This is a genomic window from Rhizobium sp. P1_E6, assembly GCF_056405875.1.
Map to the genome: position 1 here is coordinate 31,335 of NZ_JBFUBG010000032.1, position 18,553 is coordinate 49,887.

20 protein-coding genes are annotated in these 18,553 nt (G+C 60.3%); 5 read left to right on the plus strand and 15 right to left on the minus strand.

The genetic code is table 11. The features are described from left to right. Positions 1-3: 3 nt before the first annotated feature. The 3 genes from AC1D35_RS17365 (at position 4) to AC1D35_RS17375 (ending at position 6,056) form a co-directional block, all read left to right on the plus strand. On the plus strand, positions 4-975 hold the full coding sequence (locus AC1D35_RS17365) for an ABC transporter substrate-binding protein (RefSeq protein WP_113299749.1): 972 nt from the start codon (positions 4-6) through the stop codon (positions 973-975). 515 nt (positions 976-1,490) lie between these two features. Next, the gene (locus AC1D35_RS17370) at positions 1,491-2,723 is read left to right on the plus strand and encodes an efflux RND transporter periplasmic adaptor subunit (protein ID WP_113311283.1); all 1,233 of its coding nucleotides are present in this window, start codon (positions 1,491-1,493) and stop codon (positions 2,721-2,723) included. Between the two features lie 12 nt (positions 2,724-2,735). After that, positions 2,736-6,056, plus strand: a complete 3,321-nt coding sequence (locus AC1D35_RS17375; RefSeq protein WP_113311282.1) for an efflux RND transporter permease subunit — start codon at positions 2,736-2,738, stop codon at positions 6,054-6,056. Positions 6,057-6,114: 58 nt separating this feature from the next. Here AC1D35_RS17375 and AC1D35_RS17380 read toward each other — a convergent pair whose 3' ends face one another. Next, positions 6,115-7,176 carry a LacI family DNA-binding transcriptional regulator gene (locus tag AC1D35_RS17380; RefSeq protein WP_477939235.1) on the minus strand — a complete coding sequence of 354 codons (1,062 nt, stop codon included), beginning with the start codon at positions 7,174-7,176 and terminating at the stop codon, positions 6,115-6,117. 155 nt (positions 7,177-7,331) lie between these two features. Here AC1D35_RS17380 and AC1D35_RS17385 point away from each other — a divergent pair, with 155 nt between their 5' ends. Together AC1D35_RS17385 and AC1D35_RS17390 are read left to right on the plus strand one after the other, a co-directional pair. After that, positions 7,332-7,529 (plus strand): hypothetical protein, encoded by a 198-nt coding sequence (locus tag AC1D35_RS17385; protein ID WP_162748608.1) that lies wholly within the window; start codon positions 7,332-7,334, stop codon positions 7,527-7,529. A gap of 113 nt (positions 7,530-7,642) precedes the next feature. After that, complete coding sequence (locus AC1D35_RS17390; RefSeq protein ID WP_113311279.1) at positions 7,643-8,329, plus strand: Crp/Fnr family transcriptional regulator; 687 nt, start codon at positions 7,643-7,645, stop codon at positions 8,327-8,329. A gap of 32 nt (positions 8,330-8,361) precedes the next feature. On the opposite strand, the gene ureG is transcribed toward AC1D35_RS17390, so the two are convergent. From ureG to urtD, 14 genes are all read right to left on the minus strand, one after another. Continuing rightward, positions 8,362-8,973 (minus strand): urease accessory protein UreG, encoded by a 612-nt coding sequence (gene ureG, locus AC1D35_RS17395; RefSeq protein WP_113299755.1) that lies wholly within the window; start codon positions 8,971-8,973, stop codon positions 8,362-8,364. An 87-nt stretch (positions 8,974-9,060) separates the two neighbouring features. Further along, positions 9,061-9,732 (minus strand): urease accessory protein UreF, encoded by a 672-nt coding sequence (locus AC1D35_RS17400; protein WP_113311278.1) that lies wholly within the window; start codon positions 9,730-9,732, stop codon positions 9,061-9,063. A 6-nt stretch (positions 9,733-9,738) separates the two neighbouring features. Beyond that, a complete protein-coding gene (locus AC1D35_RS17405) occupies positions 9,739-10,341 on the minus strand; it encodes an urease accessory protein UreE (protein ID WP_113311277.1) in 603 nt (200 codons plus the stop codon). Positions 10,342-10,437: 96 nt separating this feature from the next. Next, a complete protein-coding gene (locus tag AC1D35_RS17410; RefSeq protein ID WP_113299758.1) occupies positions 10,438-11,301 on the minus strand; it encodes a GGDEF domain-containing protein in 864 nt (287 codons plus the stop codon). A gap of 406 nt (positions 11,302-11,707) precedes the next feature. After that, on the minus strand, positions 11,708-12,382 hold the full coding sequence (locus AC1D35_RS17415) for a TIGR02117 family protein (RefSeq protein ID WP_113311315.1): 675 nt from the start codon (positions 12,380-12,382) through the stop codon (positions 11,708-11,710). Between the two features lie 21 nt (positions 12,383-12,403). After that, a complete protein-coding gene (ureC, locus tag AC1D35_RS17420) occupies positions 12,404-14,116 on the minus strand; it encodes an urease subunit alpha (protein ID WP_113311276.1) in 1,713 nt (570 codons plus the stop codon). 3 nt (positions 14,117-14,119) lie between these two features. Further along, positions 14,120-14,743, minus strand: a complete 624-nt coding sequence (locus AC1D35_RS17425; protein ID WP_113311314.1) for a Urease operon accessory protein — start codon at positions 14,741-14,743, stop codon at positions 14,120-14,122. Between the two features lie 16 nt (positions 14,744-14,759). Then, on the minus strand, positions 14,760-15,170 hold the full coding sequence (locus AC1D35_RS17430; RefSeq protein WP_113311275.1) for a lysozyme inhibitor LprI family protein: 411 nt from the start codon (positions 15,168-15,170) through the stop codon (positions 14,760-14,762). Positions 15,171-15,197: 27 nt separating this feature from the next. Continuing rightward, a complete protein-coding gene (locus AC1D35_RS17435; RefSeq protein ID WP_477939240.1) occupies positions 15,198-15,503 on the minus strand; it encodes an urease subunit beta in 306 nt (101 codons plus the stop codon). Positions 15,504-15,513: 10 nt separating this feature from the next. Further along, positions 15,514-15,765 carry a DUF1272 domain-containing protein gene (locus tag AC1D35_RS17440; protein ID WP_113311273.1) on the minus strand — a complete coding sequence of 84 codons (252 nt, stop codon included), beginning with the start codon at positions 15,763-15,765 and terminating at the stop codon, positions 15,514-15,516. Positions 15,766-15,774: 9 nt separating this feature from the next. Next, positions 15,775-16,077, minus strand: coding sequence for an urease subunit gamma (locus AC1D35_RS17445; protein WP_113299763.1), 303 nt, complete (start codon positions 16,075-16,077; stop codon positions 15,775-15,777). A 20-nt stretch (positions 16,078-16,097) separates the two neighbouring features. Next, positions 16,098-16,922 (minus strand): urease accessory protein UreD, encoded by an 825-nt coding sequence (locus tag AC1D35_RS17450; protein ID WP_113311272.1) that lies wholly within the window; start codon positions 16,920-16,922, stop codon positions 16,098-16,100. A gap of 175 nt (positions 16,923-17,097) precedes the next feature. After that, complete coding sequence (gene urtE, locus AC1D35_RS17455; RefSeq protein ID WP_113311271.1) at positions 17,098-17,793, minus strand: urea ABC transporter ATP-binding subunit UrtE; 696 nt, start codon at positions 17,791-17,793, stop codon at positions 17,098-17,100. A gap of 1 nt (position 17,794) precedes the next feature. Further along, positions 17,795-18,550 (minus strand): urea ABC transporter ATP-binding protein UrtD, encoded by a 756-nt coding sequence (gene urtD / locus AC1D35_RS17460; protein ID WP_113311270.1) that lies wholly within the window; start codon positions 18,548-18,550, stop codon positions 17,795-17,797. Positions 18,551-18,553: the final 3 nt, after the last annotated feature.

Genomic DNA, 18,553 nt, shown 5'->3' on the forward strand with positions numbered 1-18,553 from the left:
AAAATGAAAAAATTGATGGTTGCAATGATGGCGAGCGCGATGTCGCTTGCCGCCGCCCACGCGATGGCGGCCGATAAAGTCGCGCTGCAACTGAAATGGGTTACCCAGTCGCAGTTCGCCGGCTACTACGTTGCCAAGGACAAGGGCTACTACGAAGAAGAGGGCCTCGATGTCGATATCAAGCCGGGCGGCCCTGATATCGCTCCCGAGCAGGTGATTGCCGGCGGCGGCGCCGATGTGATCGTCGACTGGATGGGTGGTGCGCTGGTGGCGCGTGAAAAGGGCGTTCCCTTGGTCAACATCGCCCAGCCCTATCAGAAGTCCGGCATGGAAATGATCTGCCGCAAGGACGGCCCGATCAAGACCGAAGCCGATTTCAAGGGCCACACACTCGGCGTCTGGTTYTTCGGCAACGAATATCCGTTCTTTGCCTGGATGAGCAAGCTCGGTCTCAAGACCGATGGCGGCCCCGACGGTGTGACCGTGCTGAAGCAGAGCTTCGACGTTCAGCCGCTGCTGCAGAAGCAGGCCGACTGCATTTCCGTCATGACCTATAACGAATACTGGCAGGCGATCGATGCCGGCCTGAAGCCGGAAGACCTCACCGTCTTCAACTATACCGCCATGGGCAATGACCTCTTGGAAGACGGCCTCTATGCTTCGGAAGAAAAGCTGAAGGATCCGGCCTTCAAGGAGAAGATGGTCAAGTTCGTCCGCGCCTCCATGAAGGGCTGGAAATACGCCATGGAGAACCCGGATGAAGCCGCCGGAATCGTCGTCGATGCAGGAGGCCAGGACGAAAACCACCAGAAGCGCATGATGGGCGAAGTCGCCAAGCTGATCGGTGACGGCACCGGCAAGCTCGACACCACGCTCTATGACCGGACGGCAAAGGCTCTTCTCGATCAGAAGATCATCAACAAGGAACCATCAGGCGCCTGGACCCACGACATCACGGACGCCGCTGCCAAATAACATCATATCGATGCCAAAATGCAACGCGCGCGGGAGATTCTCCCGCGCGTTTTCTATTTTTTGCACTCAATGAAAAAAATCGCCTTGCAACTGTCGCATTTGTCGGGCGTCAAACGTCTATTGCATGTCGCGCGAACGGGGACACCGGTTTTGCGGGTAACGACATGATTAAAACAGAGACTTAAAGTGTGGCGAGCGGATCTGAAAGATCGTGACACGCTTTAAGATATGCGAGCCGATCAATCATCGTCATGTTCACATAACCCTTTAGTGATTGATGAGCCTCGCATTGGTAATTAATAGTGTCTCATAGGGAATTATTTTCTGCCGGGCTTGCACGTGGAGCAAATCGATACCACGTTCTAGCCTGATTTGCCGGATGGGAACGATGTGTTCCGGCAGATGGGATGCGGGTAAATACCTCTGAGATTTGGAAGACGGCATTTGCCCGGTTCGCGAGTTGCATGACGACGCGCGATTCCGGCCGATCCTGTCAAGAGATTGGACGAAGACGCATGGCACTGAAGCCGCACGCATTATTACGCGCCTCTACTTTCCCAGTCGCCGCTTTTGCGGTCTCGGCGCTTCTTGTCGCCACTTTCGCGGCCTCGGCTGTATTTGCTCAGGAACCCCAGGCGACGCATCCGCAGGCCCAGGCGCCCCAGAACCTGCCGGCAATCGTCGTCACCACGGCGGTGAACCGGACCCTCGTCGACCGTGTCATCGGCACGGGAACGGTCAAGCCCGTCGAGGAAGTCTATATCCAGCCACAGGTCGAAGGCCTCTCCATTCGCACCTTGAAGGCCGATGTCGGAGACAAGGTTCAGGCCGAAAGCACGCTGGCGACGCTCAACGATGACGCTCTGGTCCTGACCAAGAGCCAGATGATGGCGACGAAAGCCAAGGGCGAGGCAAGCCTTGCCCAGCTGCGCGCCCAGCTCATCGAGGCACAGGCCAATGCCGAGCAGGCAAGGCAGCAGCAGGCCCGTGCCCAGGAAATGGGCAAGAAGGGCACTGTTTCCACCGCCCAGGTCGAGCAAGCCGATGCGACGGCCGCAGCCGCCAATGCCCGCGTCGCTTCCGCCGAGCAGGCGATCGAGGTCGCCGAAGCCGACCTCAAGGTCTTCGACAGCCAGATTGCCGATGCGGACCTGAAGCTGGCGCGCACCGATGTGAAAACACCGGTTTCAGGCGTCGTTTCGGCCAAGAACGCCAAGGTCGGCGCCATTGCCGCCGGCAACGGCAATCCGCTGTTCACCATCATCCGCGACGGCGACATCGAGCTTGTCGCCGAAGTCGCTGAAAGCGACATTGTCAGGGTCATGGCCGGCCAGAAGGCGACGATTTCGCTTTCCGGCAGCCGTGAGAAGCTTTCCGGCGCGGTGCGCCTGGTGTCGCCGACCGTCGATCCGGTCACCCGCCTCGGCCTCGTCCATATCTCCATCGACGATGACAGCAAGGCGCGTTCCGGCATGTATGGCAGCGCCGAGATCATCGTCCGCGAGACCGAAGGCGTATCGCTTCCGCTGACGGCAGTGCTTACCGGCAGCGAAGGCTCCTCCGCCCGCAGGGTCGAGAATGGCGTGGTGAAATTCGCCAAGGTCGAGACCGGCATTCAGGACGGTGCCTATATCGAGATCATCAATGGATTGAAGACCGGCGACGATGTCGTCGCCAAGGCGGGCGCCTATGTCCGCGACGGCGACCACATCACGCCGGTGCGCGAACAGCCCTCGGCTTCCAACTAAAGAGACCATCCGATGAATTTTTCAGCCTGGTCCATTCGAAATCCGATCGCGCCGCTCCTGGCCTTCTGCCTGTTGATCTTCATCGGCATGCAGTCCTTCAACGCGCTGCCGATCACGCGCTTCCCGAATATCGACGTGCCGCTCGTTTCGATCAGCGTGACCCAGAGCGGCGCCTCGCCGGCCGAACTTGAAATGCAGGTGACGAAGGAGATCGAAGACGCGATCGCGTCCATCACCGGCATCGACGAAATCCAGTCGTCGGTAACCGACGGCAGCTCGCAGACCAACGTCATGTTTCGGATGGAAGTGCCGACGGAACAGGCTGTACAGGACGTCAAGGACGCGATCGACCGCATTCGCAGCGATCTGCCGGCGACAGCCGAAGCACCTATTGTCACCAAGGTCGATGTCGAAGGACAGGCAATCCAGACCTTTGCCGTTTCCTCGCCTGACATGTCGCTGGAAGAGCTCTCCTGGTTCGTCGACGATACTATCAAGCGTGCGCTGCAGGGTCAGGCCGGCATCGGCCGCGTCGACCGTTACGGCGGCGCGGAGCGCGAAGTGCGCATCGAGCTCACCCCCGACAAGCTCAATGCCTACGGCATCACCGCCGCAAGCGTGAACCAGCAGCTGCGCGGTACCAACGTCGACCTCGGCTCCGGCCGCGGCCAGGTGGCGGGCAGCGAACAGGCGATCCGCGTTCTCGGTGACGCCCGCAACGTCGCCGAGCTTGCAGACACGACGATTGCGCTGCCGAGCGGCCGCTTCGTCAAGCTGTCCGATCTTGGCGTTATCAAGGACACCTACGAGGAGCCGAAGTCCTTCTCGCGCTTCAACGACACGCCGGTGGTTACCTTCGGCGTTTTCCGCTCGAAGGGCGCGAGCGAAGTCAGCGTCGCCGAAACCGTGGGGCAGAGCCTCGAAAAGGTGCGCAGCGAAAACCCGAACGTGAAGATCGAGCTGATCGACGATTCGGTCTACTTCACCTACGGCAACTACGAAGCCGCCATTCACACGCTGCTTGAAGGCGCGCTCCTCGCCATCATCGTCGTCCTTCTGTTCCTCAGGAACTGGCGGGCGACCCTGATATCGGCCATCGCACTACCGCTCTCCGCGATCCCGACCTTCTGGGTCATGGACATGATGGGCTTCTCGCTGAACCTCGTCAGCTTCCTCGCCCTGACGCTTGCGACGGGTATCCTCGTCGACGATGCGATCGTGGAAATCGAAAACATTGCGCGTCACATCAAGATGGGCAAGACGCCCTATCGGGCGGCGATCGAGGCGGCGGACGAAATCGGCCTTGCCGTCATCGCAACCACCTTCACGATCATCGCCGTCTTCGTGCCCGTTTCCTTCATGCCGGGCATTCCGGGCCAATACTTCATTCAGTTCGGGCTGACGGTCGCCTTTTCCGTTTTCTTCTCGCTGATGGTGGCGCGCCTCATCACCCCGATGATGGCCGCCTATCTGATGCGTGCCGAAGACGGCATGGAAGACCATCAAGACAATGACGGCCTGCTGATGAAGGGCTATACGCGCCTGGTACGCGGCACGACGGGGCACTGGTACACGCGTTACGCGACCCTGCTTGCTGCGATCGGTTTCCTGGTCGGTTCCGTCTTCTTGCTGATGCAGGTTCCCGGCAGCTTCCTGCCGCCGGAAGACGCCTCGCGCATCGTTCTCTCCGTCGAACTGCCGCCCAATGCGCGGCTCGACGACACCGAGAAGACGACCGATGCGATCTATGACAGGGTCAAGGACATCAACGGCGTCGAAAGCGTCTTCGTGCTCGGCGGCGCATCGCCGAAGGGCGATCTTGAACTGCGCCGCGCGACGATCACGCTGGCACTTGACAAGCTCGACCAGTCGCTGGTCAAGAAGGTGGTCAACGATGTGCTCGGCCATATTCCTGTCATCGGTCCGATGCTGCCGAAGGTGGAAGTCCACGGCCGCGAACGTCCGCAATGGGATATCGAAAAGGAAGTCTTCGCCAAGCTGCGCGACATTCCCGACGTCCACATCCTCAAGCTCAACGACCGCGGCGAACGCGACCTCTCCTTCAACTTCCTCTCCAAGAACGAGAAGGACCTGAATGATGCGGTCGGCATTCTGGAATCCAAGCTGCGTGCCGATCCGCTACTGGCCAATGTCAGCGCCGACGGCGCCCTGCCCCGTCCGGAATTGCAGGTCTACCCGCGCAAGGACGAAGCCGCCCGCCTTGGCATCACGCCGCAGCAGATCTCCGAGACGATCCGTGTCGCTACAATCGGCGATGTCGATGCGGCTCTCGCCAAGATCTCGCTCGACGATCGCCAGATTCCGATCCGGGTTCAGGCATCACTCGACATGCGCCGCGACCTGGCGGCCATTCGGGCATTGAAGATCCAGACCGCCAGCGGCGGCACCGTTCCGCTCGCAAGCGTCGCCAATATCGACTATTCGGAAGGCGTCAGCTCGATCAAGCGCAACAACCGCTACCGCGTCGTCTCGATCGGCTCCGACCTGCCGCAGGGCGTGGCGCTCGACACGGCTTCGGCCCGCTTCCGCCAGATCGTCGACGACGCCAAAATCCCTGCCACGGTGCACCTTGCCGAAAGCGGCGACACCAAGGTGCAGTCCGAGATGCAGCAGAGCTTCGTCAACGCCATGTTGATGGGCCTCCTCTTGGTGCTGACGGTGTTGATCCTGCTCTTCAAGGACGTAATCCAGCCCTTCACCATCCTGTTCTCGCTGCCGCTCGCCATCGGCGGCGTGGCGGCGGGCCTAATCGTCACCAGCAACCCGCTGTCGATGCCGGTCATGATCGGCATTCTGATGCTGATGGGTATCGTCACCAAGAACGCCATCCTGCTCGTCGATTTCGCGATCGAGATGCGCCACCAGGGCATGGCTCGTGTCGAGGCCATGGTCGAAGCCGGCCGCAAGCGCGCACGGCCGATCATCATGACCTCGATCGCCATGTCGGCCGGCATGCTGCCTTCCGCGCTCGGCGTCGGCGAAGGCGGCTCGTTCCGCGCGCCGATGGCGATCGCGGTGATCGGCGGCATTATCGTCTCGACAGTGCTCTCGCTCGTCGTCGTGCCCTCCTTCTTCCTGATCATGGACGATCTTTCCCGCCTGCTCGGCTGGATCTTCGGCCGCTTGGTCGGCAAGAAGGACAAGGAGGACCTGCCGATGTCGAGCGAAGATCTCACCCGCGTCGCCCGCGAGAACCGCAGCGACATCGACTCGCTGGAGGAACGCCTGACCGCGATCGAGAAGCCGGAAAGCAAGCGCAAGGTTGCCAACGACACCAACGTGCTGCGCCTGCCGCCCTTCGCGGCTGAATAAGCATAACGCCATGAAGAAAAAGGCCGGGTATCAACCCGGCCTTTTTCTTTTCTAAGCCTTACCGTGGACGTGGTGCCGCCGTGCTGTCTCTCACGACAAGTTCGAGATCGAGCGCCTCACGGTTTTCCGGCACTGCATTTTCGAGGATCGCCGTCACCGAGCGTCGGGCGATTTCGGCAAAGGGCTGCGCGACGGTGGTCAAACGCGGAAGCGAGATCGCAGCTTCAGGCACGCCGTCGAAGCCGATGATGGAAACATCCTCTGGCACTTTCAGCCCGCGCTCGGCGAGCCATTGCATGGCAAACAATGCAACCTTGTCCGACATCGCCAGAATTGCCGTCGGTGGATTGGCAGAGGAGAACAGGGCTTCCATGGCCATCAGCGTGCTCGATCTGTCATGCAAGGTTCCCTGGATCGGAATGGCTTCGCGAGGAATGCCATATTCCGCCAGCGCCTGCCAGTAGCCATGCATGCGGTCACGCGGGGTCGCCTCCATTTCAGGATCGACACGCTCGGGCGCCACCACGCCGACAAGGCCATCGACATCGCCGATCGACAGAATCGCGATGTTCCGGTGCCCGAGTTCCAACAGATGCCGCGCAGCCGCAGCTCCGCCCGAGATATTGTCGATGCCAATCGCCGGAATGGTCTCGTCCTCGATACCGAGCGCCAGCGCGATGAACGGCAGTTGGCGCTGGCGGGTGAGTTCCACCAGCCTCTCTCCGCCTTCCACGCACAGCAGGATGAAGCCATCGACGAGCGCGCTGTTGATGTTCCAGGCAAGCCGCTCCTCATTCATCGCCGATACGACGGCAATACCGGTGCCGCTGGCATCGCAAACTTCGCCGACCGCGGTCATTAGCGAACGCGCCCAGGGGTCGTCGAAGAAGTAGGTGAGCGGTTCGACTGCAGCCACACCGATCGCGTTCACCCGCCCTGCCCTGAGCAGCCTGCCCTTGATATCCGGCCCGCCGTAACCGAGCTCTCGGGCGACGTTGAGCACCCGCTCGCGAACCTCCTCCCGGACCACTTCTGGACGGCTGAATACAYTCGATGCCGTGCCCTGCGATACGCCTGCCGCCTTGGCGACATCAGCCAGTCTCACATGCCCCTTAGCCAAAACCGCTCCTTGCAGATATAAACGACGGCACCCTAGCAAAAAATTGTATCGGTTCAAAATAAACTTGACAGCATCAAGGTTGAGGAAGAGAATTGAATCGGTTCAAAAAACCCACCGAGCTTTTGAATCGATTCAATATCGTGGAGAACGAAACGATGGTCCCGATCAGTTCGCTATTCAAGGATCTCTATGAAGACCGCTGGGGTAACCCGCGCAACAACCATCCTGCTAGCGAGGCCGAACGCGGCAAGCGCCTCTTTGTCCTCCTGCCTTTCATCCGTCGGTTCACCAGCAGCCGCAAACATCCGGACGCCTGGTCCTTCACAATCCCGATCGATCGCCGGCTTCGATAAGAGTTCTCAACAGCAGCGTTTGACCAAAATCAATTCCCCCGCGCTTCGCTTCCTCTATTCTGGCATCATCAAGGGGAATATTGGCGGCGTTGACCGCCGCCGGAGGCGGGAACATGAACAGGATGCTGATGCCGAGCAGCCGCGAGCGGACGCTGCTTTCCAGAGCCGGAATATTTGCAGAACTGGACAGTGCGGAAACCGAGGCGCTGCGCGCCTGCTCCACTGTAATGGTTTCCGCTTCGCACGACATTCTCTTTCAGGAAGGCGAACCTGGCGTTTATTTCTACAGCGTGCTGGAAGGCTACGTCCGGCTCTTTCGTCTGAACGGAGAAGGTCGCGAGGCAGACATCCGCATCTGCGAGCCGGGCGACAGCTTCGCCGAATGTCTGATCCAGGCAGGCGGGATCTATCGTTACGCCGCCCAGTCGATGGACAACACGGTTCTTGCCCGCTTCCACGTAGGCAAAGTGCGCGCCCTGCTGGCCGAGTACCCACGGATCGGCACAGCGATCATGCGCAGCCTGTCGCTGCATCTGCTGTCGACGATGGAATGCCTCGCCAACGACCGCATGCAGACGGCGCCGCAACGCGTGGCGCACTATCTTATCTCGCACTGCGTCGAAGAAGGATCGGCAACGGCATCGCTGCGCCTGCCCTTCCCGAAGAACCTGCTCGCCCGCAAGCTCGGTCTGGCGCCGGAGGCGCTGTCCCGCGCCTTCTCGACGCTTAAGTCTGCAGGCGTGACCGTGCGCGGGCGCTTCATCGCCATCAGCGACATCAACACGCTCAAGCGTATCTAAGCTCTAGATGTGGAACCCTTGACGTTCCACATCTAGAGACCGCCCTGCACCCGCAGGAAGTCGACGATAGAACTGATGCCGTCGCCACGCTTCATGTCGGAGAAGACGAAAGGGCGGGTCGCCCGCATGCGCGTCGCGTCGCGGTCCATCACATCGAGGTCGGCGCCGACATAAGGCGCCAGATCCTTCTTGTTGATGACAAGAAGGTCGGATCGGGTAATGCCCGGCCCGCCCTTTCGCGGGATTTCCTCGCCCTGGCAGACGGAGATCACATAGATGGTGATATCGGCGAGATCGGGCGAGAACGTCGCCGCCAGATTATCGCCGCCGGATTCGATGAAGACCACGTCGAGATCCGGGATTCGCTCATTGAGCCCCGCGATGGCTTGCAGGTTGATCGTCGCATCCTCGCGGATGGCCGTATGCGGGCAGCCGCCGGTCTCGACGCCGACGATGCGCTCGGACGGCAGCGCCTGCATGCGCACCAGCGCTTCGGCATCCTCAGTCGTATAGATATCATTGGTTACGACAGCGACGGAATAGTCGTCGCGCATCGCCTTGCAGAGCTTTTCGGTCAGCGCCGTCTTGCCCGAGCCAACAGGCCCGCCGATGCCGACGCGCAAGGGTCCGTTTCTTGATTTCATATGTCTTACTCCAATCGAAGCCGGATGATAGCGAAGCGCCGGTTTCTCGCCACCGTCAAATGACGCAGATATCAGGATAAGTCTCGTTCAGGAGCGGAACAGCCGCGTCTGCTGCGTCTCATGCCGAAGTCCCGCTATATCAGCCTGAACCGTTGCAGAACCCAGATCGTCAAGGCTGGAGCGCGCTGCACGCGCGGCAATATCAATCACATGCTCCTCCAGCCCGGCGAGGATCGCAACACCGTCCTTCTGTCCGGCAACACCGAGCCGGATGCCGGCGGAAACGGACTGGGAGAGATAGGCGTGCAGAAAGGCGGCAAGTGCCTTCTCCAGCTGAATGCCGTGCGCGCCCGTTACCGCGCCGACGGCGATCGGATAGGCTGCCTTCTTCGGCAGCCGGCCGAGTACATCGTCCGGCCACGCTTGCGCGGCGATGAGGAAGGCCTCGCCGAGCAGCATGGTTTCCTGATGCCGCTCACGCGACCCGGCAAGCGCTTCGGCAAGTTCGGCAAGCTCCGAAAGACGATCGGCGTCGTCATGACCGCGATGGCTTTCGGCAAAGAGGACCGCATCGTTCCAGACCGAGCCATTGCCGGTCAGCGTCTCCAGCCAGCGCCGCAGCATGACGGCACCGTTGACGAGCCCATCGGCGACCGCCCGCTCAAGGCCGCCGGAATAGGCAAAGGAGCCGATGGGAAAAGCCGGCGAAAGCCATGCCGTCAGGCGCAGCAAAGCCTGCAGCTCACGATCCTCAGCCATCAGGCTTCAATCGTGCTTATGATGGCTGTGGTCGTGGTTGTGACCATGCTCGTGGTCATGGTCGTGATGATCGTGCCCATGTTCATGATGCGCGTGGTCATGGTGCTCGTGGTCGTGATGATCATGATCATGGTTATGTCCGTGATCGTGATGATCATGCCCGTGCGAATGTCCGCCCTGGGAATGATAGGCGCCGCGCGCCGGTTGGAAGGGTTCGTTGATATCGAGCACCATCGCGCCCAGTCCCTGCAGCATCGTGCGGATGACATGATCGCGCAGGATCACGATGCGATCCTCCTCGATCTGGGCCGCGAGATGACGGTTGCCGAGATGCCAGGCGAGTTCGACCAGATGCACACGGTCGCGACCGCGGACTTCGAACAGCTTCTCGTCGGCGGCAAGGATTTCGATCAACTCGCCGTCCTCGCGAACCAGCATGTCGCCATTGGCGAAAAGCACCGGATCCTTGAGATCGAGCATCACCATCTCGCCGTTCTCCAGATGCAGGAGCTTGCGGCGCAGGTGCCGCAGATCGTGCGGCAGCTTGACCTGTGCGGTCGGGTGAGAGGAAGGGGTGCCGGCGGGGAGATAAGATGTGACGCGCTGCATGACATATCCGTTAAACTGGGACCTAGACCATGCAAAATAGCCCTTCGCGATGCAAGCACCAATGCACGTTTCGTAAACGGCCAGTCAGGAAAGGCTCTAGATTCCGGATGCCTGCAGTAGGCTTGCCTCGTCAGGCCCGATACCCTGCACGCCAAGGCCGTTTTCGACGAGGCCGTGCCAGGCATGGTTCAGCCCTTCCCGCTCATGAACGACACGATTGCGGCCGAGCGCCTTGGCGAGATAGAGCGCCTTATCGGCAGAGGCATAWACCGCCTCCTTGTCGCGTCCCTCATGGAGATCGGCAATGCCGCCTGATATCGTGATGGTGACATTGTGCCCATCCGCCGGAATCGGCCGCGCCGCAATCTGTGCCCTCACGGCTTCTATGCGCGCCACCCGCTCCTCCGGCGCTCCGCCCTGAACGACGATACCGAACTCCTCGCCGCCGAGTCGCGCCACGACCGACGCGCCGTCAAAAGCGGCCGAGAGCATCGCCGAGACGGCAGTAATGACGGCGTCACCACAGCCATGGCCGAAACGGTCGTTGATCGCCTTGAAACGATCGACGTCGAAAATGGCGAGACAAGCGTCGCCGTCGACTTTCTCCAGGGCATCGGTAAAAGCGCGCCGGTTCAAGAGCCCCGACAGCGTATCGGTACGGCTGAGCTTTTCGAACTTCGCACGCGAGACGGTCAAATCATGAATGGCGAAACCTGCAACGAGCGACAGYACGCCCGAGACCATTCCGCCGATCAGCCAGGAAAGAATAATGGCAAAGATCATCGCATGCCCAAGGGTGATCGGCAGCATTCCCATGAAGTTGAGCGGAGGCAGAATGATCATGATGATGAAGCCGGACAGGATAACCGCCAGAAAACTCATCTTCAGCGCAAAAGTATAAACGGTTTTGCGATGCTCGAAACTGCCCAGATCAGCCTGAAGCGATATCCAATTTTCCATGAGAATCGACCTTCCTGCCCGCGTTTCCTCGGCATTGATAGGGTCGCAATTGCTGCGGGGGTCTTAATCCAATCGCTAAAATTCGAGTGATTTCAGGGGATTCAGCCAATCTGTTTTTTCTAGCAGGAGATGCAACTTTTCGGGACAGGACCTACCACGGTGAGAGACACATCTAAGAATTTGATTTTAAATGTATTTTATACGAGCCGATGAGCACGTGTTTCAGAATGGTCTATGGCTGAAAAATCACAGTCTATCCATAGATTTCCACAACCAAACAGAGAGTGATGCTCAGACTTCACTTCAAGAGCAACAATGCGGGACCTGGCGGCAAAAAGACAAGAGTTAAAACGGAAAATAAAGCAGCGCCATCACGGCCGCCGAGGTTGAGGAGGAGCCTTCAACTTCAATTATAGAGGCCAAGCGAGAGCACCAAAGTCTGCGGCAGCGGGTTCCAAAAACCGGTTCGCAAACCGCCCGCCCGCAATGTCGCTGCAGTCCATGTATTGCAGCCGAACAGCGCATTGAAATAGCCCTTCGCCTCGAAGAACCTGTCGTAGTCGCCATATCCCCGTTCCCCGATCGGCAGGGTGGTTCCATTCTCCCTGACGAAACTGTCATTGATGAAGCCGACCAGTTGCTCGAACCGTTCGCCATCGACATTGAGAACCGTCACGGCCGGGTGGGTTTCGGAGATGCTTCCGGCGACATCGACATGCATCACCGACCTGTCGATCGTCAGCGCACGAAACACCGGCATCGGCTTCAGATCGCCCCAGGTCGGCGTTTCGAGATAGAATGAGCGGCCACCCCATCCGAAGATCAGCCATTGTGCAGCGGGATCACTCACCGGAATGCCGGCGTCTTCCAGGAACGAAAAGGAGGCCCTAAGCCGATCGTCGAGCGGGATCGCGATATCCGTATGGATCGGGCCGGAAAGCAAAAGAATGCGTTGCGAGGATGTCGTATCGGGAGAAGCGTTGGCTGCAACGAGGAGCGGCCTTGGAACGAAGGTCCCGGCAGCCGCCAGGAACAAAAGCAGCGCGATTGCCCTCGTCAGCCACCGCGCTGCCAGTTTCAAGCCGCCCATGGACGAACAACCTCAGAACAGGAAATAACGCTGCGCCATCGGCAGCACTGTTGCCGGTTCGCAGGTCAGCAACTCGCCATTCGCCCGCACCTCGTAAGTCTCCGGGTCGACCTCGATATGAGGTGTCAGGTCGTTGTGGATCATCGATGCCTTGGAGATGCCGCCGCGGGTGTTCCTGACGGCAACGAGATCCTTGGCGACGCCAAGGCGGCCCTTGATACCGGCATCGAGCGAAGCCTGCGAAACGAAAGTAACTGAGGAATTCGTCAGGCTCTTGCCGAAGGAGGCAAACATCGGCCGATAATGCACCGGCTGCGGCGTCGGGATGGAAGCGTTCGGATCGCCCATCGGTGCGGCGGCAATGGAGCCACCGAGCAGCACCATATCCGGCTTCACGCCGAAGAAGGCCGGGTTCCATAGGACGAGGTCGGCACGCTTGCCGACTTCGATGGAGCCGATCTCGTGCGACAGGCCGTGCGCGATCGCCGGATTGATCGTGTATTTGGCGACATAGCGACGGACGCGGAAATTGTCGTTGTCTCCCTTTTCTTCCTTCAGGCTGCCACGCTGGCGCTTCATCTTGTCGGCCGTCTGCCAGGTGCGGATCAGCACTTCGCCGACACGGCCCATGGCCTGGCTGTCCGACGAGATGATCGAAAAGGCGCCAATATCGTGCAGGATGTCTTCGGCCGCGATCGTCTCCTTGCGGATACGGCTTTCGGCAAAGGCGATATCCTCGGGGATCGACGAGGACAGGTGATGGCAGACCATCAGCATGTCGAGATGCTCGGCGATGGTGTTGACCGTATAGGGCCGTGTCGGATTGGTGGACGACGGAATGACGTTGGGCTGGCCRCAGATCTTGATGATATCGGGCGCGTGGCCGCCACCCGCACCTTCCGTATGGAAGGCATGAATGGTGCGGCCCTTGATGGCGCCAATCGTATCCTCTACGAAGCCGCTTTCGTTCAGCGTATCCGTATGGATCATCACCTGCACGTCATACTCGTCGGCAACCGACAGGCAGCAGTCGATGGCGCCGGGCGTCGTGCCCCAATCCTCGTGCAGCTTCAGCGAAGTGGCGCCGGCAAGCACCATTTCGACCAGCGCGCCCGGCAGCGAGGCATTGCCCTTGCCGGCAAAGGCAAGGTTCATCGGAAAGGCATCTGCTGCCTCGATCATGCGGGCAATATGCCAGGGACCTGGCGTGCAGGTCGTTGCCAGCGTGCCATGCGCAGGCCCGGTGCCGCCGCCGAGCATGCAGGTCACGCCGCTCATCAGCGCTTCCTCGATCTGCTGCGGGGCGATGAAATGGATATGGCTGTCCATGCCGCCGGCCGTCACGATCTTGCCTTCACCGGCAATTGCTTCCGTGCCCGGACCGACGATGATGTTGACGCCGGGCTGCACATCCGGATTGCCGGCCTTGCCGATCGCCGCGATGCGCCCGTCCTTCAAGCCGATATCGGCCTTGTAAATGCCGGTATGGTCGATGATGACGGCATTGGTGATGACCGTATCGACCGCACCATCTGCCCGCGTCACCTGGCTCTGGCCCATGCCATCACGGATGACCTTCCCGCCGCCGAACTTCACCTCTTCGCCATAGGTGGTGAAGTCCTTTTCGATCTCGATGAAAAGCTCCGTATCGGCAAGGCGGACCTTGTCGCCGGTGGTTGGACCGAACATGCCGGCGTAGGCCTTGCGGGAGATCTTGTAGGGCATCTATCAGGCTCCTTGGGAGGAAGAGGCGAATTGTTTTCCGGCAAGCCGCCTTAGACGGCCCGCCGCAATATGGGAGTCGACGAGTTGCTTCTCGGCGGCGAAAGGATGCCATTCCCAGCCCACATGGCCGAAGCCTGCGAGTGTCACCTCGTCACCGGGAAATCTGTCGAGTACTTCGCCGATCACGATCATGCCGCTGCTCGGCACGACGTAAGGCGCCGGCGAGAAGGCAGAAAGCGCCTGATCGACGGCTTCATGAATCCGTTTGTCAACGACCCTATGCAGCTTGCCGGCTTCGGCACAGAAGTCGCTGAATTGATCGGTATAGTCGTCGCAAAAATCATCGAGTTCGGGATGCGAAACGGCAAGCGGCCCGCGCATCGCCGCAAACTTCGCGGGATCGCGCACGCCCCAGATTTCAGAGGCCTCGACAACGCCCGGATGGATGCGCCAGCTCTCGGAACTGATCATGGCCTTGCCGGGCCGACCGGTATTGCACACGGCCACCACGTCGGTGCGCGTGCCGCCAGTGCCATAGGAGCGGCACTCGTTGAAGCGGATGACGAAGTCGGCAGCATCGATGATCTCTGCCCCTCCTTCTCCCACGTCGCCGTTGCCCACGATCATGATCGACCTGCCCACCTTACTGGCCCATTCCATCGGCGAGCGCTTTGAGCTCTTTGGTTCTAAGATCGGTCAGGTCGGCGAGGCAGCCCGCCACCAGCATCGGCTCCATCGTGCCGCCGCGAGCCTGGAAGCCATAGTTTTCGCACTGCGCGTCGCGATAGTTGATCCAGGCGCGCTGTGCCTTGAGGAGCGCCTGCTCGGCGCCCTTCATGTCACCATCGAGATCCTCGTCGATCGTCGCCATAGCGGCACGTGTCAGCTTATACTGGGCATTAAGCCCCTTGTCGGCCTCGTCATAACGCGCCTGCGCGCAACTGGTCATGTCGGACTGCGTCTCTGCATTGTCGCAGTCCACGTCCTCCGCATTAACGCCACCGGCGGCAAACAGCATCAGGGCCGCACCGATGAGCCCGATCTTCAAGCGCATGTATCTCCTCCCGTCATTTTCTTTTATTTAGAGCCGGCCCATGACGAGCTGGCGGAAGCCATAGATCTCACGTTTGCCGGACAGCGGAATGAGTGTCACCGATCGGGTCTGGCCCGGCTCGAAGCGCACGGCGGTGCCGGCGGGAATATCGAGCCRCATACCGTGGGCCTTGTCGCGATCGAAGGACAGGCCGGCATTGGTCTCGGCAAAATGATAGTGGCTGCCGACCTGTACGGGGCGGTCGCCGGTATTGGAGACATCGAGTGTGACGGTCGGCACACCGGCATTGAGCTCGATCTCGCCATCAGCGGCAATGATTTCGCCAGGGATCATCTATCTCTCCTTAAGCCGCCTTGGGCGCACAGCCCTCGGCCTTCAGAACACGCTTGGCGGAAGCCGGATTGTTGGCAAGTTTCGCCGCGGGCCGGATGGGCCTGATAACGAGATTGCCGCCGCAATTCGGGCAGACACCCTTCAAGACGTTCCCGACGCAATCCGCACAGAAGGTGCATTCGAACGTGCAGATCATCGCTTCCGCGCTGTCGGGCGGCAGATCCTTGTCACAGCATTCGCAGTTCGGTCGAAGCTCCAGCATGATGCCCCCTCAGCGGATCGGTTCGTGTACGGTGACCAGCTTCGTTCCGTCAGGGAATGTCGCCTCGACCTGCACGTCGTGGATCATCTCGGCAATGCCTTCCATCACCTGGTCGCGCCCAATGACATGGGCACCGGCTTCCATCAACTCGGCGACCGGGCGGCCATCGCGCGCCCCTTCCACGACGAAATCGCTGATGAGCGCGATCGCTTCCGGATAGTTCAGTCTCACGCCGCGCTCCAGCCGCCGTCGCGCCACCATGGCCGCCATGGAAATCAACAGCTTGTCTTTTTCTCTCGGAGTGAGGTTCATCGTCTACCTGCTTGTTGAACTTATAGATTCCAGACTTTCGGCACAGGCGCTCCGTTGCGCAAGGCGGAAATGACCGGGATCAGGATTTTTCTGAGCGCAAAGCCATCAGCTGCGGCAAGGCGCACGACGATCTTGTCGCTCCACGCACTCGCGCCACCCATATGCCCATCGACCAGCGGCCGCACCTTGGAAAGATAGGCTTCCGACATCGGCCCGGCATAAAGAACCGTCGCAAAGGCCACCTGTCCGCCGAGCACCGCCTGCTCTGCCGCAAGCAGCGCCACGGCATCGGAGAGGCGCAGTTCCTCGGCATGGATCAGCCGGCCGGACCGGCGGATGCGCCAGCGATCGCGAAACAGGCCCATCTCCATCGTCTCGCCCATCGCCTTGCGCCCGAGCAGAATGGCCTCGACGGCCAGAAACTCGGCGCTGTCGTCGAGATCGACATCCAGACGGCGAAACAGCGAGGCGCGATCGAAGAGAATGGTTTCCTGCGGCAGCCAGTCGACGCGGGCGCCCGGCCCGACCTGGATCTGCGTCGTGACCTCGGCCGTACCGGTCGACGCCTTGTAGATCTTCTCGCAGGCTTGCGTTGTGACATCGATGCGCGTGCCCGCCCCGGCCGATACGCTCCAGTTCATGCGGTCGCCACCGGTCAATCCGCCGGCCGTATTGATGATGACAGCCTCCATCGACGCATTGAACGTATCCGGCAAGCGAATCTTCGCCGCGCCTTCCTGATAGAGCTCGTGGATCCGCGTGCGCCCGCCTTGCACCTTGGCAGCGAGATGCCCGCGTCCTTCCGCTCTCTGCAGTCTTGTCGTGCCCGCCGCCGCGCCTGTCATGCCACCCCCGTACAGATGCCGTTCTGTCTGGCACTTTGCGTTGAATGTGTCTGGTGACTGCAGGAAAGCAAGTCCCGTGCCGCATTCCGAAAGCCTGTGGCCCACGGACGATCCGGATGGCGCGAAAGGCATTTGCCGCAAAATGCGGCATCTGCCAGCGCGATCACCAGAAAGATCACACAGTCAGATGGCGGCGCGCTTCCGACGTGTCCAAAGTTTCGGCAAGACCTTCGTGCACGATCTCGCCGCGGTCCATGATGTAGACATAGTCGGCAAGCTCGCGGCAGAAATCGAGATATTGCTCGACCAGCAGGATCGCCATGCCGGTGGAATCGCGCAAATAGCGTATCGCCCGGCCGATATCCTTGATGATCGACGGCTGGATGCCCTCGGTCGGCTCGTCGAGCACCAGGATCTTCGGACGCGTGACCATGGCGCGGCCGATCGCCAGCTGCTGCTGCTGCCCGCCCGAGAGATCGCCGCCGCGACGCGACAACATCGACTTCAGCACCGGGAAGAGACTGAAGATATCATCAGGGATATTGCGGTCGCGGCGGCCAAGCGGAGCAAAGCCGGTTTCGAGGTTTTCCTTGACGGTCAAAAGAGGGAAGATTTCGCGCCCCTGTGGCACATAGCCGATGCCCTGTTTGGCGCGGGCAAAGGGCGGCAACCCGTTCAACTTCGCATCGTTGAAGGTAATCGTGCCGGCCGAAAGGGGATGCTGGCCCGTAACGGCGCGCAGAAGAGAACTCTTCCCCACGCCGTTACGCCCCAGCACGCAGGTAATCTTTCCCATCTCCGCCTTGACGGAGATGCCGCGTAGCGCCTGCGCTGCGCCATAATGAAGATTTGCGTTTTCGACTGTCAGCATCTTAGCGCCCCAGATAGTTCTCGATCACCTTCGGATCGGAGCTCACAAAATCGATCGAGCCTTCCGCCAGCACCGAGCCTTCAGCAAGACAGGTCACCTTCACACCGAGATCGCGAATGAAACCCATGTCATGCTCGACCACGACGACCGACCGAGTCTTGGCGATGTCCTTGAGGAGAATGGCCGTTTCCGCCGTTTCCGCATCGGTCATACCGGCCACCGGTTCATCGACCAGCAACAGCTTCGGCTCCTGCGCCAGCAGCATGCCGATCTCCAGCCACTGCTTCTGGCCATGCGACAGGTTGGCCGCAAATTCGTCGCGCCGATGCGTCAGCCGTACCGTCTCCAGGATCTCCTCGATGCGCGCCTTGTCCTCACCGGACAGCCGATAGAACAGCGTCGAGAACACCGTGCGACGGCGGTTCAACGCAAGCTCCAGATTGTCCCAGACCGTGTGGCTCTCGAAGACTGTCGGCTTCTGAAACTTCCGGCCGATGCCGAGCTGAGCGATATCGGCCTCGTCCTTCTTGGTGAGGTCGATATTGCCGTTGAAGAACACCTCGCCCTCATCGGGCCGGGTCTTGCCGGTGATGATATCCATCATCGTCGTCTTGCCGGCACCGTTCGGGCCGATGATGGCCCTGAGTTCGCCGGGCTCGATGACGATCGATAGCGAGTTCAAAGCCTTGAATCCGTCGAAGGAGACCGACACGCCATTGAGATAGAGTACGCTGTTGGGTTTGACGTCGGGGATCATGGG

What these genes read in the sequence shown, in the direction of transcription:
- AC1D35_RS17370 (WP_113311283.1), top strand. Translation starts at nt 1,491, where the DNA reads ATGGCACTGAAGCCGCACGCATTATTACGCGCCTCTACTTTCCCAGTC.
- AC1D35_RS17375 (WP_113311282.1), top strand. Translation starts at nt 2,736, where the DNA reads ATGAATTTTTCAGCCTGGTCCATTCGAAATCCGATCGCGCCGCTCCTG.
- AC1D35_RS17385 (WP_162748608.1), top strand. Translation starts at nt 7,332, where the DNA reads ATGGTCCCGATCAGTTCGCTATTCAAGGATCTCTATGAAGACCGCTGG.
- AC1D35_RS17390 (WP_113311279.1), top strand. Translation starts at nt 7,643, where the DNA reads ATGAACAGGATGCTGATGCCGAGCAGCCGCGAGCGGACGCTGCTTTCC.
- ureG (WP_113299755.1), bottom strand. Translation starts at nt 8,973, where the DNA reads ATGAAATCAAGAAACGGACCCTTGCGCGTCGGCATCGGCGGGCCTGTT.
- AC1D35_RS17400 (WP_113311278.1), bottom strand. Translation starts at nt 9,732, where the DNA reads ATGGCTGAGGATCGTGAGCTGCAGGCTTTGCTGCGCCTGACGGCATGG.
- AC1D35_RS17405 (WP_113311277.1), bottom strand. Translation starts at nt 10,341, where the DNA reads ATGCAGCGCGTCACATCTTATCTCCCCGCCGGCACCCCTTCCTCTCAC.
- AC1D35_RS17425 (WP_113311314.1), bottom strand. Translation starts at nt 14,743, where the DNA reads ATGATCGTGGGCAACGGCGACGTGGGAGAAGGAGGGGCAGAGATCATC.
- AC1D35_RS17430 (WP_113311275.1), bottom strand. Translation starts at nt 15,170, where the DNA reads ATGCGCTTGAAGATCGGGCTCATCGGTGCGGCCCTGATGCTGTTTGCC.
- AC1D35_RS17440 (WP_113311273.1), bottom strand. Translation starts at nt 15,765, where the DNA reads ATGCTGGAGCTTCGACCGAACTGCGAATGCTGTGACAAGGATCTGCCG.
- AC1D35_RS17445 (WP_113299763.1), bottom strand. Translation starts at nt 16,077, where the DNA reads ATGAACCTCACTCCGAGAGAAAAAGACAAGCTGTTGATTTCCATGGCG.
- AC1D35_RS17450 (WP_113311272.1), bottom strand. Translation starts at nt 16,922, where the DNA reads ATGACAGGCGCGGCGGCGGGCACGACAAGACTGCAGAGAGCGGAAGGA.
- urtE (WP_113311271.1), bottom strand. Translation starts at nt 17,793, where the DNA reads ATGCTGACAGTCGAAAACGCAAATCTTCATTATGGCGCAGCGCAGGCG.
- urtD (WP_113311270.1), bottom strand. Translation starts at nt 18,550, where the DNA reads ATGATCCCCGACGTCAAACCCAACAGCGTACTCTATCTCAATGGCGTG.